Origin of the sequence: Collinsella sp. SGI.184 (assembly GCF_050313415.1) — a bacterium.
Classification (GTDB): domain Bacteria; phylum Actinomycetota; class Coriobacteriia; order Coriobacteriales; family Coriobacteriaceae; genus Collinsella.
Map to the genome: position 1 here is coordinate 18,719 of NZ_JBNPLJ010000003.1, position 14,782 is coordinate 33,500.

Sequence of the window (14,782 nt, forward strand, 5' to 3'; positions counted from 1 at the left end):
GCAGCCCCACAGGGCCACCGCGCCGATGCGTTAAAAGACTACGTTGCCAAACTCCGACAGGATAAGGTCGGGGTTGTGGTCGGTTGCCCAATCCACGTTCCACGGGCTCGTAAACAGCAACAGCTTGCCACCGCGCATGTCCTCGACGCGCAGCGTGTCGCGCGTGAGCGAAAGGCCCGGGATATCGATGGTGTCGGGGTCGTTCTGGATCCAGCGAATGTCCGTATAGGGCAGCGGCTGGCGACGAACCTCAACACGGTACTCGGCCTTGAGGCGGCGCTCGAGCACCTCAAACTGTAGCACGCCGACCACGCCCACGATGACGCTCTCCATGCCGGCACCCAGCTCGCGGAAGATCTGGATGGCGCCCTCCTGGGCAAGCTCCTCCATGCCCTTGACGAACTGTTTGCGCTTGAGCGTGTCGACCTGCGTAATGCGAGCGAACATCTCGGGGGCAAACGTCGGGATCTGTGGGTACTGCACATGGCGCTTGCCGGAGCACACGGTGTCGCCGACACTAAAGATACCCGGGTCGAACAGGCCCACGATATCGCCCGCGTACGCCTCGTCCACGATGGCGCGGTCGTCGGCCATCATCGACGTGCCCGTGGCAAGCTTAAGCTTGCGGTTGCCCTGCACGTGGAAGGCATCCATGCCGCGCTCGAACTTACCCGAGCAAATGCGCACAAAGGCGATGCGGTCGCGGTGGTTCTTGTCCATGTTGGCCTGGATCTTAAACACAAAGCCGCTAAAGTCGTCGCGGCAGGGATCGACCGGTTCACTGGTAAGCGTATCGGTATAGGCACGCGGCGTCGGGGCTAGACGCAGAAACTCCTTAAGGAAGGGTTCCACGCCAAAGTTGGTAAGCGCCGAGCCAAAGAACGCCGGGCTCAGCTTGCCGCAGGCCACGGCATCCAAGTCGAGCTCGTCGCCGGCGCCATCGAGCAGCTCGATGTCGTCCATCAGGTTCTTATGGTTCTCCTCGCCGATGAGCTCATCCATGGAAGAATCGCCCAGCTCGGCCTCGACCTCAGCGACCTTCTTGGTGGCGTTGGCGTGACCGTCGCCCTCAAAGGCAATGACGCGACGGGTCTGACGATCGAACACGCCGCGGAAATTGCGGCCGCTGCCGATCGGCCAGTTCATGGGATACGTATTGATGCCCAGGACATTCTCGATCTCTTCCATGAGCTCAAACGGATCGCGAGCCTCGTGGTCGAGCTTGTTCACAAAGGTGAAGATGGGAATGTGGCGCAGCGTACAGACCTTAAAGAGCTTCTTGGTCTGGGCCTCGACGCCCTTGGCGCCGTCGATGACCATGACTGCGGCGTCAGCGGCCATAAGGGTACGGTAGGTATCCTCCGAAAAGTCCTGGTGACCGGGGGTATCGAGGATGTTGACGCAGGCGCCGTTGTAAGTGAACTGCAGCACCGAGGAGGTGACGGAAATGCCGCGCTCCTTCTCGATGTCCATCCAGTCCGAGACGGCATGCTTGGCCGAGCTCTTGCCCTTGACCGAGCCGGCGGTCTGGATGCTGCCGGTATAGAGCAGCAGCTTCTCGGTAAGCGTGGTCTTACCGGCATCCGGGTGGCTGATGATCGCGAATGTGCGGCGCGACGAGATTTCATCCGACAGGCTTGCCATGCGGATCCTTTCTTGCATTGAGTGCATTACGTCGTTGTAACCGCACTATTGTAGCCGCGAAATCTCACTCTAGGGCACCTATCAGGACAAATTTATCAGTTGGGGCCTGTGTAGCAGTCGATGACGGCACTCCGCAGCAGTTTGTCTCGATCTGTAACATCTAGACGGTTTTTGAACCTCTACCTGTTACAGATTTAGACAAACAGGTGGGCGTCCCAGAAAGATCTCGATCTGTAACATCTAGCAGCCAAAAACTTCTCCAGTTGTTACAGATTGAGACAACCAGGTGGGGCCCACCAGCAAAATCTCAATCTGTAACAGGTAGCCGTCCAAATCGGTTCCAGATGTTACAGATTGAGATGAATGAACGAGCGGACAATCCCTATTTACCTCTTGCATAACTGTGCATAGTGTATATATACTGTGCTTACCGGTTATATACACGTGTAGCCCAACAGCTAAGGAGCCGCTGTGGACATCATCCTATCCAATTCGAGCGACAACCCCATCTACGAGCAGATAACCTCGCAAGTCAAAGCTCAGATCTTATCGGGCACGCTCGCTGCGGGAGCCAAACTCCCCAGCATCCGTGCACTCGCGAGCGACCTGGGTGTGAGCGTCATCACCACCAAGCGCGCCTACGCCGACCTAGAGCAACTCGGGTTTATCTGCACCGTGCAGGGCAAGGGCTGTTTTGTCGCCGAGGGCAACCAGGAGCTCTTGCGCGAAAACCAGCTATGCCATATCGAAGACCTGCTTGCGAAAGCGGCGAGCCAAGCCGAAGCCTTGGGCGTCACGCGCGACAAACTGCACGAAATGCTCGACCTGGTAGCCCCCGAAACCATGCAGTAGCCATCTGCAAGAAAGGCTATACCATGCAAAACTTGCTTGAACTCAAAGGCATCTCACGCGCTGTAAGCGACCGCTTTTCACTACGCGATGTCACGCTCGCCGTGGAGCCCGGCCAGATTGTTGGCTTTGTGGGCGCAAACGGCGCCGGCAAGACAACGACCATTCGCGCCGCTCTCGGGCTTATAAAGCTCGATGCCGGCGAGGTGCACCTGTTTGGGCAGCACTGCGGCGCCGACGCGCCCGGTGAAGCGCAGCGTTGTCTGCGCACTCGTGTCGGCCTCGTGCTGGACACATGCCCCTTCCCTTCCACACTCAAGGTGACCGAAGTTGAGGCACTCGTAAGCCCGGCGTACCCCACCTGGAGCCACGACACCTTCGCCAGCCTCATCGACCGATTTGGCTTGGATCCCAAGGCGAAGGTCAAGGACCTCTCCCGCGGCATGGGCATGAAGCTGCAGCTTGCCTGTGCGCTCAGCCACAAGGCCAAGCTGCTCGTTTTGGACGAAGCCACCGCGGGTCTTGATCCCATGGCACGCGAGGAGCTGCTTGATGAGCTGCTTGCCTTTGTCGCCGACGGCCAGCGCAGCGTGCTGCTCTCGAGCCACATTACGTCCGACCTCGATCGCGCTGCCGACCGCATCATCTGCATCGATAACGGCTCGATTGTGTTTGACCTGCCGCGCGAGGACATTACCGACCGCGCCGGCATCGCCCACTGTACCCAAGCGCAGGCCGCCAAGCTTATGGCTTGCGTCGAAGGCGCCCGTGCCGCCCACCACGCTTATAGCGTGGACGTGCTCGTGCCCAACCGTCGCGAAACGCTCGAGGCCTTCCCCGAGATTCCCTGCGATCGGGCAACCATTGACGATTATCTACGCCTCACGCTGAAAGGGGCTTCGAAATGAAACGCGCCTTTATGTCCGAGCTCGCCATCGTTCGCACGCTTGTCCCAAGCATAGCGGGCGTCGGCCTGTTCATATTCGTTGTGCTGACCCTCGCCAACACGTCAGGTGGCGACTTCGGCATGAGTGCCGGCGCCTGCGCGCTCAGCGCCATGTCGCCTATCATGATCATGAGCTCGCTGGCCGGCTTCGACAATCAAAACGGATGGGAGCGCTATAGGGCAACGCTGCCCCTCACGCGCAAAGACATCATCTGCGCACGCTACCTGAGCATCGTTGTCTTCTCGGCCGTCATGACGTGCGCCGCCACGCTTTTGAGCATCGCCTCCATCCCGCTCTTCAACAGCGCGGGCATTCCTTCGACCGGACAGACGGTCTTTGAAATCGCAATTGCCTCGGCAGCATCGATGCTTATCTCCCTCATGATGGTGTTTTTGTCGCAGCCGCTGTTCTTTCGATTTGGACACATGGAGGCGCTGCGCCTATCCGTTGGCCTGTTTGCCCTGCTCGGGTGCCTTGCCATGGCCACGTTGAGCTCCTCCAACCCCATCAGCAACTGGCTTATGTCGATTGCCGGGGCGAATCCCGATCCCACCGTCCTTGGCTGTCTGTGTGCAGGAACTGCAGTACTGGCGCTCGCACTATGTGTAATCAGCTGCGCTGTCAGCACCAAGGTTTATCGAGTACGCGATCTGTAATCGACGGCTAAAAAAGCTTAGGTGGTACCCCGCTTATTTTTTCAATGAAACGAGGCGGCATAGCGTCACCACCGCCCTTCACAGCAGGCCGTCTAGTTCTTGGCAACCAAAAAGACACCGTCAGCATATCGAAGGTGAATACTTTTCCGAGAAGTGAACGAGTAAAAACAGTGCCCTGTAGCATCGACATTTTTAAGGACTCAATTCCTGCGGTTTTTGTCTAAGAATCCTGCAGTTTTGTTCGAAAAAAGTGTGCATGTTCCAGGGGTCCAGATTTACTCGTTCACTTCGCGGAAAACCATTCACCTTCGATTCGAGCCTTAACCAAATGCCCTCTCGAACTATGGCCCCTATCTCACCACAGCGATATCAAAGCTTCATGGCGGGACGGTATCATCGGACGAGCGCCGTAAATCTGGCGCGGTCGTTCTTTGGGGAGGCATTTCACCCGTGTCGTGGGTCGCAGCAGCATTTGTGTCGGCTTTCTTTGCCGGCGTCACATCAGTCCTGGCCAAATGCGGCATCAAGCAGACCGACTCCGATGTCGCGACGGCCATTCGCACCTGCGTGGTGCTCGTTTTCGCCTGGGCAATGGCGGGCATTTCTGGATCCATTGGAACCATCGGCAGCATCGAGCCCAGATCTTGGCTCTTTCTCGTCCTCTCGGGACTCGCTACCGGTGCTTCGTGGATCTGTTACTTTAAGGCGTTGGGCATCGGAGACGTCAATAAGGTCGTACCGGTCGACAAGATGAGCACCGTACTCGCTGCACTGATCGCCATCGTGCTTTTTGGCGAGACGAGCAACCTTGCGGTTAAGCTCGTGGGAACCGCTGTCATCACCCTCGGCACGTTTTTAATGATCGAGAAGAAGCAGTTTGCCGGATCCGAGCGGCAGCAAGACCGGACCTGGCTCGCTTACGCCCTCGGCGCCGCCGTGTTCGCGGCGCTCACGTCCATCCTTGCCAAGGTTGGCATCGAAGGCGTCGAGTCCAACCTGGCCACGGCAATCCGTACCTGTGTGGTACTGGTTATGGCATGGGCAATCGTGGCAGCTAAAGGCAAGATGGACCAAGCCGTGCACGTAGACCGCTACGAACTCGTATTTCTCGCGGCATCGGGCATTGCGACTGGCGCATCGTGGCTGCTGTGCTACTACGCCATCGCCACAGGCCAGGTGAGCGTCGTGGTGCAGATCGACAAACTATCGATTGTCGTATCGGTACTATTTGCGCGCCTGGCATTCAACGAAAAACTCTCACGGCGCAGCGCCATCGGTCTCGCCTTCATCGTCCTGGGCACCGCCGCGCTCGCGATTTGGAAATAGCGCCGATGCCAAGCGAGATCTAGACGCTCGCAAATCCGTGACAAACGGCATATCCCGGCACGCCCGTGACGTTTTACAATATAAACGTCACGGGCCTCGGCTCAGTCTCGATCATCCAAGGGGATGTCTTTTTGGTCATTGTTCTTTAGGGAACGGTCAATCGCATAGAACCACGAAAACGGCCGTCCAACGGCCGTGGTTTGTTGCGCCGTTCCGCCTCCGTCATCTGCCATTTTTGCACCTGATAGGAAAGAACAATGCAAACCCAGGAATCTCAATCCTTCCCAAAAGCAACTAGCTTCGGCGCGACACTCGTACGCTCTAAGATTATGGGCCCCAATCCCCTCAAGCTCTGCGAAGAGCTGCTTCGCGATGTGCATATCCCCTGCGGCGTCCGCGTCTGCGACCTTGGATCGGGCACCGGTATCACCAGCGCCCTACTCGCCCGCGAATACGGGTTTGACACCTACGCTGTCGATCTGTGGAGCGACCCCGTCGAAAACCGTGCGTTCTTCGATTCGCTCGGTATCTCGCGCGACACGATTCACCCTGTTAAGGCAGACGCCTCGCAGGGGCTGCCGTTTGAGCACGACTATTTTGATGCGGTCGTAAGTATCGACTCGTACAACTACTACGGCCGTGACCCACACTATCTTGGTGAGCGCCTACTCCCCTACGTAAAGCAAGGCGGGATGCTCTACTTAAGCATCCCCGGCATGGTTCGCGACTGCCACGACAACCTGCCCGTTTGCCTGCTCAAATCCTGGACACCCGAGCAGCTCGACTATATGCACGACATAGCCTGGTGGCGCGCCATGATCGAGCCGACCCCCGGCGTCGAGATTGTCTCGATGCAGCCTATGCTCTGCACGGACGAAGCATGGAAAGACTGGCTCGCCTGCGACAACGAGTACGCAGCAGGCGACCGCGCTGCCGTTGAAGCCGGTGCGCTCGAATACCTCAACACCATCGCCATTGTGCTGAGGAAGCTCTAAACATTAGCCGCGCGAGGCCGTAAACAAATGGCCTCGCGCGGCTTCTTCAAAACGAGTTCTGAACAAACGCAAAGCGCAATATGCTACTTGCGCAGCGGCTTGGGCAGCGGAATGCCGGCGGCGATGGCTGCGGCGATGATCATGCAGACGATGCCCTTGAGCGGGAAGCACATGAGCAGCAGGCCCACGACCATAACGGGTTGGCGCATGACGGCGCCCATCGTCGAGGCCGTGCAGACGGCGACGCAAAAGACCGGATCGGCGCCGGTGAGGATGGCAAGGCCATAGCCCAGGCTTACGCCCGAGAAGATAACCGGGAAGAAGTGACCGCCACGCCAGCCCATATTGATGAGGGCGGGGGTCAGCATAGCCTTGACAAGACCGGTCGCGATAAGCACGCCGGCGGGAATGGTCAGATAGGTTTCCATGAGCACGTCGGCTTGCGTCTCGCCGGCAAACATGGTGTAGGGCAGGAGCGTGCCACAGATGGCGAGCGCCAGACCGGCTAACATGGCCTTGACGACAGGACGCTCCCCTATTGCATGGGACAGCGCCTCGCTTGCATGCTCGGAGACAAAGTACAGCCAACCGCAAACGGTGCCGAGCAACGCCAGCGGAATGAGCCAGGCAAGCTCCAGGTTGCCCACCTCGGCGGACTCGAACCTGGGCATGCCCATGCCGCCGCCCACGAGCTGGCCAAGCAACAGGTAAGTGCCCAGACCGCCGGCAATCGCAATGCCATAGACCACGGTCTTTTGCGCCTTGGGCAGCTTGATGGTGATCTCGTCGGACGCGGACTCATCGTCGGCATCTTCGCCCTGGCCGTCGGCGCTACCGGCGAGCGGCGCCACAAAGCCAAAGACAGGCGCGGTAAAGAGCGCCGTCAGGGCAGCCTGGGTACCTAGCAGCGTGAGCTCCCTAAACTCGGCGCCAAAGCGACGCATGCGGTCGCCGACCCAGCTGCACAGGCCCGCGATAACGCCGGTCAGGCCGGCCTCCGGTCCAATACTTCCGCCAAACAACAGCGGCAGCAATGCCGCAAGCGAAAGCTTGCCCAGATTGTCGTACGGGTAGCGCCCATCTTGCTTGACCTTAGCCATCACCTGATTGAGGTTATCGGTCTTGGTGTCTGTCATCTTTTCGTACAGACCGATTAACAGGCCGCCCAGCAGGCAGACAAAAAACGGGTACGGCAGAAAGCCAAACGGGCCGCTGGCGAGCTCGGGCGAAGCGACGCCCAGTGCGTGCGGAATCTCGGTCCATAGATAGTCGATGCCATGCTCCATCACAAAAAAGAACAGCCAGACCGCGGCACCTGCGAACGCACCGGTCACGGCAACGCTAACTAAAAACAGCGCGCGGTTTGTAGGTTTAGCGAGCTTATCCATCGGGTCCTCCCGCGGTCAAAGTCGACATAGATACGTTTTATTGTAGAGCGAGTGTGGCCCAGACAAGCCAACCGTCTGCGCTGCAAACGGAGCCACCGGGGGCCGCAGCGGGACAGGCTCGGGGCTTATCCGTTGATAATTGATGCGATTTCGTACAGATCCTCGGCAAAGTAAATGCCTTGCTGGCGCCGTGGGCTTGATAGGCCCTTATCAATCATGTGTACGAGCAGCGCCTTGAGGTCGTTGTAGTAACCGTCCAGGTTATACAGGATGCACGGAGCACTCAGGTGCCCCAACGACACCGCGGACATAACCTCGGCGATCTCCTCGAGCGTGCCCGTCCCACCGGGAAAGGCAATGAACGCATCGCCGAGCTCGATCATCTTTGCCTTACGCTCCGCCATATCGCTCGTCACGATGAGGTCGTCGATACCGTCATGTTGAAACTCGGCCTCGATAAAAAAGCTCGGCTCCACACCCGTCACGTGCCCGCCGGCATTAAGCACGCTATCGGCGAGCGCGCCCATCAGGCCCGATTTGGATCCGCCGTACACGAGCGCGTGCCCGTTGGCGCCAATCCAGTTGCCCAGCTCCTGCACCGCAGGCAGAAACGCCGGGTCATTGCCGATACTGGCACCCAGATACACGGTGATATTCAAATTCAGTCCCCCTCATGGTGACGCGCGGCGCCCGTTTTAGCGCTGGCGCCGGCGATATTCGCGCACGCGGCGCGACAGATCGGCGAGCTCGTCACGATCGAGCTCTTCCAAATGCTCAAGATCATCCATAAAGCGCGCCATAGTGTCCTTTTGATGCATCTTGATGAGCATATTGCAGTAGCTCACCGCCACGCCCGTGAGCATGGCAATGTAAAAAATGCTGATAACGCTCAGGACGACCGTGATGACACGGGCGACCGGCGTTTCGGCCGGAATGTCGCCAAAGCCGATCGTCGATACGGTCTCAAAGCTAAACCAAAGGCCATCGCCAAACGTAAGAGTTGTTGGCTCAGAGAGCCAAACAGCCATTGAACACAGAAGATAAAAGACGAGAAAAAGGCCCGTGATGCGCACGAAACCGGCTTGACGCAACACATCGGCCAGCGTCCTCAGCTTTTTCATCGAGACCCCCCTTTTTTTCAGGACAAGCAATCGCTTTTGGTCGGTATTGTCCCACGCCTCCCCCGCAAACGGAACCAGCCATCGAGAATGCCCCTAGACGACGAGTTGTGAGGGACAATCCTTCCACAACAAAAAGTGCGTTTCAATCCGCGACAAATAGGATGTTCCCGTCGGCCGCGCAGCCTGAACTAGTATCTTGATATAGACATACCACCCACCGCCGTGCACGCAACACGCGGAAAGAAAGGAAACCCACGATGTTTAGACCTCTTCGTAGAAAGAAGCGTGCTATCACCGATCAAGAGGCACGAGAGCTGCTTGTTAATTGCAAACGCGGCATTTTTGCCGTCAACGGAGACGACGGCTATCCTTACGCCATTCCCGTTAACTACTACTTTGACCCCGAGCACGACAAAATTTACTTTCATGGAGCCAAGGCGGGGCATAAGGTCGATGCACTCAAACGCAGCGACAAAGTCTGCTTTACCGTCTATGGCAACGATTGGTACAAAGACGACGACTGGGCACCCTATGTTCAGAGCACTGTGGTTTTTGGCCGTTGCCGCCTCGTGAACGATGACCCGGCGTTTGTCGAAGACAAAGTCCGACAGTTTGCCCTCAAGTACTATCCTTCTGCCGAAGAGGTCGAAGAGGAGATCAAGCAAAGTATCAGGGGCGTCCAGCTGTATGAAATTACGGTTGAACACCTTTGCGGCAAGCAAATTCAAGAAAAGTAGCAAACGTGGAAAACGCGCTCGCAACCCTCTGCGCCCTATGCGCCCACGCACGTTGAGGACGCGGGCGCAAGCCGCAGTACCTGAATCGTGCGATCCCTATACCCCAAAAACGTAACGGTCTAGGCGGTCGCACGCTTCCCTTACGCGCGAAAGCGGCAGCGCCAGATTCACGCGAATGTGGCAGGGGCCATGGAACGGACGTCCATCCTGATACCCCACGCCCACGCGTGCCCCCTCGTCGAGCAACCACTGAATATCACGGCCATGCTCGCGGCACCACTCGGTGCAGTCCAGAAACACCATGTACGTGCCCTGCGGACGCGAATAGGACACACCCTCAAAATGCTCGTCCACGTAATCGCAGAAGTACTCGATATTGTCGGCAAGCACCTGGTTGAGTTCGTCCACCCACTCGTAGCCCTGCGGTTGGTAGGCACCGATAAGCGCATGCATCGAAAGGACATTCATCTCGTTGTAATGGGTCTTGTTAGACACAGCGCACATGCGGTCGCGCAGCGTCTCGTTGTAGACAATGTGGTAGCTGCCGACCAGACCCGCCAGGTTAAACGTCTTGCTCGGCGCATAGAGGGCAACCGTGCGCATGCGGGCATCCTCGCTCACCGACTGCGTCGGGATGTGCTTGTGTCCCGGCAGAATGATATCGGACCAAATCTCGTCCGAGATCACCACGCAATCGTGCTTGCGATAAATGTCCATGGCGCGCTCGATCTCGTCGCGCTCCCATACGCGGCCGCAGGGATTGTGCGGCGAGCAGAACACTGCGGCATGGATGTGATTTTGGGCGAGTTTGCGCTCCATGTCCTCAAAGTCCATGCGCCACACGCTCTGGTCGTCGAGCTGAAGCGGGCTGTGGACAATGCGATAGCCCGCGGCCTCGATGGACTTGGTGAAGCCGATGTAGGTGGGGCTGTGGACCAACACCGCATCGCCCGGCTGGACATACGCGCGCAGCGTCGACACGACACCGCCCAGCACGCCGTTTTCGTAGCCGATATGCTCAGGCGCCAGGCCCTCGACGCCATTACGGCGGCTCTGCCATTCGATGATGCGGTCGAAGTACTCGGAACGCGGATTGAAGTAACCAAACATGGGGTGCTGGGCGCGCTGAATGATGTGCTCCTGGACTGTAGGCACCGTGGCGAAGTTCATGTCCGCCACCCACATGGGAATGCGGTCGAAGCCCTCGTCGGGTGCGTTCGGAGCCATACCGGGGATCTCACCCCAAGAGTCAACGGCGATGGAGTCCATGCCGTGGCGGTCGATGATTGAAGTGAAGTCGTATTTCATGCTGAGCCCCCGTGCAGAGCGGAATGATTCGGTAGGCGTTATTGTCCACCAGCGTAGACGATTTTGGCATGGGGTTTGGTGCTTAATTTGACGGGTGCGGACGAATAGCTGGCTAGTCTCGCGCGTCGTTGATGGCGGTTACTGTCAACCTGGCCCCGTCAACCGTAAACGATATGTCGAGTCCGGCGTAAGCCAAGTGGTAAACGCGGTTTGGCTCGTGCTTGCTGCCCGCGCGGCGCGGATCTTGGCGAAGAACCTCGACCAGGCCGGGGAGCTTTGCGGGCGGGACCATGTCTTGAAGCGCTTGCGGGAACTCAACATCGAGCTCTTGCCACGGAGCGCCCTCAATCCAGCCGCCGGTCGCATCCGGGTGGCAGTCCGCAAACGGGATGTAGGGCTTAATGTCGTAGATGGGCGTGCCGTCACGCAGGTCGGCCCCCAGCACATGGATGATGGGGCCGTCGTCGGTGCGCTCAACGCGGCTGAGCTTGACGCAGGTAAGACCGATGGGATTGGGGCGAAACGGACTCCGCGTGGCAAACACGCCCACGCGTTCGGCTCCGCCCAGACGCGGCGGGCGCACAGTCTTCGACCACTTGACGTTGGTGCCGGACCTGTCCTGCGTCTTGGCATCGGCAGCTATATCCTTAGCCGTGCCGCCGGGCGTTCCGTTTTCGAAGCGCCACAGCAGCCATAGGTGAGAGAAGGAGTCCAGACCCTCAACTGCTGCGTTGGAGGCAAATTCCGGCTCAAAGACGATGCGTCCCTGCAGGTGGGGCGCCAAAAAGCTGTTGCGCGGAATGCCGAACTTCTGCGGCAGGTCGGTATGTATGTGTGCGATAGGTTCCATGCCGGTCATTGTACGGCATGGAGGTGTGGGGTGCAGCGCGCAATTCTTCGCCGCGGTCTCCCGTCGTGCAACCAACGGTTGCTTGGAAGGGAGCCGGCCGCCGCGTATGCTTAAGCCATCAACCAGCAGAAAGGAGTCGCTATGGCCTTTGCAGAAAAGCTCATTGCCATTCGCCGCGCCCATCACCTTACCCAAGAGCAGCTCGCCGCCAAGCTCTTCGTCACACGCCAAGCCGTCAGCCGTTGGGAACGCGGCGAAGTCACCCCGGGCATCGACATGATGAAGCTCATTGCCGCCGTAACCGGAGAACCGCTGTCCCACCTGCTCGAAATGCCCGAGCACTATTGCCAGAGCTGCGGCATGATACTCACACCCGACGACTGCGGCACCGATGCTGTGGGCGCCACGACCGACCATTACTGCAAGTGGTGCTACGACCACGGCCAGTACACCTACGACACCACCATGGAAGCGATGATCGAGGATTGTGCCCCGCGGCTGGCGCAAAACACCGGCATGTCGCTCGACGAAGCCGTCTCGCTCATGGGCGCCGTCCTGCCGCAACTGGAGCGCTGGCGCTCCGTGCAGGAAAACGAGAAGCGCTACGGTGCCGAGGCGCGGGCGCGCTATGGCGACGAGGCGATCGACGCAGCAAACGAAGCACTGCTGGACATGGACCCCGAGACATGGAACGACATGAAGGAACTTGAACGCGCTATTCTGGGCCAGCTTTCGATTGCCATGGGCGACGGCGATACGGATGGAAGCGAGGCCCGCAAACTTGTCGCGATGCACCGTCGATGGATTGGCCTTAACTGGGGGCACAAGCCCCAAGACGAAGCATACCTGGGCCTCGCCCACGGCTATCTTGCTGACCAGCGCTTTATCGACTACTACGACAAGCCCTGCGGCACCGGAGCCACGGCGTTTCTGGTACAGGCCATCGAGTCGTCGTCAGCTCATGCATAGACCGCGGCGGCTTTGGGTATTTCAATCAAAACCTCAACCGATTGGAGACCTATGGCTACTAAACATGAGCTCACGCTGTACGTTATGACTGGCTGCCCGTATTGCATGAAGGTCAGGCGTTTCCTTGCCGATAACGGTGTGACCATCCCTGAGCGCAATATCTCGACCGATACCGAAGCCGAGCAGACGCTTATCGCCGTCGGCGGAAAACGCCAGGTTCCCTGTCTGTTCATCGACGGCAAACCACTCTACGAATCGAGCGACATCATCGCATGGGTACAGGAGAACCTGCTCTAGCGTGCGAGTACTCATTGGGGACGTTCTTAAATGACTAGCCGTTAAAGAACGTCCCCAATGACTAGCTAACCGTAGGTACTCATTGGGGACGCACTTAAATGAGTGGGTAGGGCTTCGGTTTCTCATATTTATAGAACATATGTTTGCTCTCTGTGTTATACTCATCTCAAGGCATGAGACTGGTCGAGAGCTCCTGCGGAGGTCCCCAATGACACGCTGGAGCGAGCTCGGTAAGTAAGATCGGTGGTTACCGCACTCGCCCATCTCAGACAGGCTGCGCTCCTGTTCGCCGTCGCCATCAAAGAACGGCACTCACAATCAGACTGTTTCTTTTCCGTGAGTCACATAGGAGCGCATCGCTATGGCAAAAAAGATACCAACCCTTTCACCCGACATTATTTCAAACACCTGCTCGGATATCAGCAGGATTGTCGAGGCCAAACACCTCGGTCAGAAAGGCACCGACCATGAGGCCTCTTCGGAAGGGGCTCTGCTCATCGGGCGCCGTCTCGAGCAAGAGATTGCCGGATACCCCATTTCCAATCTAAATGGCCTACTCTCGCCCATCGCTTGCCACCTCAAGCAGCACTTTAGCCCAAGCCTGGGCCCGACCTATCTCAAGCGTTGCATAAAGCTCGCACGAACTGTTCCGGAAGACATGAGTTTTCGACCGGAGCTTGATCTAGAACACTATCAGTCGCTCGCTCGCATCGCCGACAAAGATCTGCGCTTGGATCTGATGAACGTTGCCGCTGATAACCGTTGGAGCGCATCGCGCATCGATCGTCATGCCCGCTATCGAAGTCCGCAGGACGTTTTGGATGCTTGGGAGCGCCGTGCGCTTGAATCAAATCAAGAAGTACGGCGCTTCGCCCGCGCCTACACAGATGCCTGTGGAATCATTTCACTCGATGAACTTATTGAGCTCTACAACTCCTGTGCCCCCAATCCAGTCTCGAGATTTGAGATAAATGAAACTATTTGGCAAATCAGGAACGAATCGGGGCAAATCGACAATCCCTGCGTCATATCCAGAGATGGAAAACTCTATCTCATAGCGCCTGAGCTCGATAACGCTGTCGATGAAGCCCCTTATTACTACGATGACTACGGATACTCCTATCGAAAATATGAACGACGCAGCGAATACACCGGTGAGATGCGCGCGCTGCGCGAACGGCGCGTTGGCATCAGAGTGGCAGCCATCTTCGCCGGTCACGAACGTCTCCCAATCAAAAGGCTCAGTTATGACGAAGTCATCTGCGGGCATATAAAGTGCAGTCGATCTGTCGAACGACTCAAGCAGTACGTCCTGAGAGACCCTGAGATTAAGGCATCCGATCTCCATGCAAGAGAAGATGAGTTCGATTTCATCATGACAAAGCTTTTGCGTTCCGTTGGACTCAACGGTATGCCGACAGCACAGCAAATTACCGAAGACGCAGCTTTCTTATTGATTGTCGTACGGCCCGAGTTTTACGAACGCAAGAAAACAGCCGAAGTCTCCAAGCTCCTCTCGATAATCTATGAAAACGCTCCCCTCTGGGAGTTCAACGGACGTTCACATACCGAACTAAAAAGCGAAGGAGTAGTAGAGCCTCCGATGTCGGCTTTACATCGAAAAGTCCAATCAAAACAAGTCGCTTAAGCCTATTAACTGCTTGCATTTTTGTTTACAAAACTGTATACAAAAAG

15 protein-coding genes are annotated in these 14,782 nt (G+C 57.6%); 9 read left to right on the top strand and 6 right to left on the bottom strand.

Translation table 11 applies throughout. The features are described from left to right. Positions 1 to 30: 30 nt before the first annotated feature. Entirely contained in the window at positions 31 to 1,644 is a 1,614-nt protein-coding gene (locus tag ACQRAJ_RS01430; RefSeq protein ID WP_427719358.1) for a peptide chain release factor 3, read from the bottom strand. Between the two features lie 471 nt (positions 1,645 to 2,115). Here ACQRAJ_RS01430 and ACQRAJ_RS01435 point away from each other — a divergent pair, with 471 nt between their 5' ends. The 5 genes from ACQRAJ_RS01435 (at position 2,116) to ACQRAJ_RS01455 (ending at position 6,417) form a co-directional block, all read left to right on the top strand. After that, a complete protein-coding gene (locus tag ACQRAJ_RS01435; RefSeq protein WP_427747521.1) occupies positions 2,116 to 2,496 on the top strand; it encodes a GntR family transcriptional regulator in 381 nt (126 codons plus the stop codon). A 23-nt stretch (positions 2,497 to 2,519) separates the two neighbouring features. Next, a complete protein-coding gene (locus ACQRAJ_RS01440) occupies positions 2,520 to 3,401 on the top strand; it encodes an ABC transporter ATP-binding protein (protein WP_427747522.1) in 882 nt (293 codons plus the stop codon). Further along, positions 3,398 to 4,096 carry an ABC-2 transporter permease gene (locus ACQRAJ_RS01445; RefSeq protein ID WP_427747523.1) on the top strand — a complete coding sequence of 233 codons (699 nt, stop codon included), beginning with the start codon at positions 3,398 to 3,400 and terminating at the stop codon, positions 4,094 to 4,096. The genes ACQRAJ_RS01440 and ACQRAJ_RS01445 overlap by 4 nt, the downstream gene beginning before the upstream one ends. Positions 4,097 to 4,546: 450 nt before the next feature. Then, entirely contained in the window at positions 4,547 to 5,422 is an 876-nt protein-coding gene (locus tag ACQRAJ_RS01450; RefSeq protein WP_370450619.1) for an EamA family transporter, read from the top strand. Between the two features lie 257 nt (positions 5,423 to 5,679). Continuing rightward, positions 5,680 to 6,417, top strand: coding sequence for an SAM-dependent methyltransferase (locus ACQRAJ_RS01455; protein ID WP_427747524.1), 738 nt, complete (start codon positions 5,680 to 5,682; stop codon positions 6,415 to 6,417). An 83-nt stretch (positions 6,418 to 6,500) separates the two neighbouring features. Here ACQRAJ_RS01455 and ACQRAJ_RS01460 read toward each other — a convergent pair whose 3' ends face one another. From ACQRAJ_RS01460 to ACQRAJ_RS01470, 3 genes are all read right to left on the bottom strand, one after another. Continuing rightward, a complete protein-coding gene (locus ACQRAJ_RS01460) occupies positions 6,501 to 7,805 on the bottom strand; it encodes a chloride channel protein (protein WP_427747525.1) in 1,305 nt (434 codons plus the stop codon). A gap of 125 nt (positions 7,806 to 7,930) precedes the next feature. Then, on the bottom strand, positions 7,931 to 8,464 hold the full coding sequence (locus tag ACQRAJ_RS01465; protein WP_427747526.1) for a TIGR00730 family Rossman fold protein: 534 nt from the start codon (positions 8,462 to 8,464) through the stop codon (positions 7,931 to 7,933). A 36-nt stretch (positions 8,465 to 8,500) separates the two neighbouring features. Next, entirely contained in the window at positions 8,501 to 8,926 is a 426-nt protein-coding gene (locus ACQRAJ_RS01470; protein ID WP_154516963.1) for a potassium channel family protein, read from the bottom strand. 257 nt (positions 8,927 to 9,183) lie between these two features. Between ACQRAJ_RS01470 and ACQRAJ_RS01475 the strand changes: the two genes are divergently transcribed. Further along, complete coding sequence (locus tag ACQRAJ_RS01475) at positions 9,184 to 9,663, top strand: pyridoxamine 5'-phosphate oxidase family protein (protein ID WP_154516961.1); 480 nt, start codon at positions 9,184 to 9,186, stop codon at positions 9,661 to 9,663. A gap of 96 nt (positions 9,664 to 9,759) precedes the next feature. Here ACQRAJ_RS01475 and ACQRAJ_RS01480 read toward each other — a convergent pair whose 3' ends face one another. Together ACQRAJ_RS01480 and tsaA are read right to left on the bottom strand one after the other, a co-directional pair. Then, positions 9,760 to 10,971, bottom strand: a complete 1,212-nt coding sequence (locus ACQRAJ_RS01480; protein WP_427728362.1) for a MalY/PatB family protein — start codon at positions 10,969 to 10,971, stop codon at positions 9,760 to 9,762. A 112-nt stretch (positions 10,972 to 11,083) separates the two neighbouring features. Further along, the gene (gene tsaA / locus ACQRAJ_RS01485; protein WP_229770708.1) at positions 11,084 to 11,821 is read right to left on the bottom strand and encodes a tRNA (N6-threonylcarbamoyladenosine(37)-N6)-methyltransferase TrmO; all 738 of its coding nucleotides are present in this window, start codon (positions 11,819 to 11,821) and stop codon (positions 11,084 to 11,086) included. Between the two features lie 141 nt (positions 11,822 to 11,962). On the opposite strand from tsaA, the gene ACQRAJ_RS01490 reads away from it, so the two are divergent. The 3 genes from ACQRAJ_RS01490 to ACQRAJ_RS01500 all read left to right on the top strand — a co-directional run bounded on the left by ACQRAJ_RS01490 (position 11,963) and on the right by ACQRAJ_RS01500 (position 14,735). Continuing rightward, positions 11,963 to 12,790, top strand: a complete 828-nt coding sequence (locus ACQRAJ_RS01490) for a TipAS antibiotic-recognition domain-containing protein (RefSeq protein WP_427728366.1) — start codon at positions 11,963 to 11,965, stop codon at positions 12,788 to 12,790. Between the two features lie 51 nt (positions 12,791 to 12,841). Next, positions 12,842 to 13,087, top strand: coding sequence for a glutaredoxin family protein (locus ACQRAJ_RS01495; protein ID WP_427747527.1), 246 nt, complete (start codon positions 12,842 to 12,844; stop codon positions 13,085 to 13,087). A 361-nt stretch (positions 13,088 to 13,448) separates the two neighbouring features. After that, positions 13,449 to 14,735, top strand: a complete 1,287-nt coding sequence (locus ACQRAJ_RS01500) for a hypothetical protein (protein ID WP_427728369.1) — start codon at positions 13,449 to 13,451, stop codon at positions 14,733 to 14,735. The last annotated feature ends 47 nt before the right edge of the window (positions 14,736 to 14,782 follow it).

Bases quoted from the DNA above. Each gene is read 5' to 3' on its own strand.
- ACQRAJ_RS01430 (WP_427719358.1), bottom strand. From the start codon at position 1,644: ATGGCAAGCCTGTCGGATGAAATCTCGTCGCGCCGCACATTCGCGATC.
- ACQRAJ_RS01440 (WP_427747522.1), top strand. From the start codon at position 2,520: ATGCAAAACTTGCTTGAACTCAAAGGCATCTCACGCGCTGTAAGCGAC.
- ACQRAJ_RS01445 (WP_427747523.1), top strand. From the start codon at position 3,398: ATGAAACGCGCCTTTATGTCCGAGCTCGCCATCGTTCGCACGCTTGTC.
- ACQRAJ_RS01455 (WP_427747524.1), top strand. From the start codon at position 5,680: ATGCAAACCCAGGAATCTCAATCCTTCCCAAAAGCAACTAGCTTCGGC.
- ACQRAJ_RS01460 (WP_427747525.1), bottom strand. From the start codon at position 7,805: ATGGATAAGCTCGCTAAACCTACAAACCGCGCGCTGTTTTTAGTTAGC.
- ACQRAJ_RS01470 (WP_154516963.1), bottom strand. From the start codon at position 8,926: ATGAAAAAGCTGAGGACGCTGGCCGATGTGTTGCGTCAAGCCGGTTTC.
- ACQRAJ_RS01475 (WP_154516961.1), top strand. From the start codon at position 9,184: ATGTTTAGACCTCTTCGTAGAAAGAAGCGTGCTATCACCGATCAAGAG.
- ACQRAJ_RS01480 (WP_427728362.1), bottom strand. From the start codon at position 10,971: ATGAAATACGACTTCACTTCAATCATCGACCGCCACGGCATGGACTCC.
- tsaA (WP_229770708.1), bottom strand. From the start codon at position 11,821: ATGGAACCTATCGCACACATACATACCGACCTGCCGCAGAAGTTCGGC.
- ACQRAJ_RS01490 (WP_427728366.1), top strand. From the start codon at position 11,963: ATGGCCTTTGCAGAAAAGCTCATTGCCATTCGCCGCGCCCATCACCTT.
- ACQRAJ_RS01495 (WP_427747527.1), top strand. From the start codon at position 12,842: ATGGCTACTAAACATGAGCTCACGCTGTACGTTATGACTGGCTGCCCG.
- ACQRAJ_RS01500 (WP_427728369.1), top strand. From the start codon at position 13,449: ATGGCAAAAAAGATACCAACCCTTTCACCCGACATTATTTCAAACACC.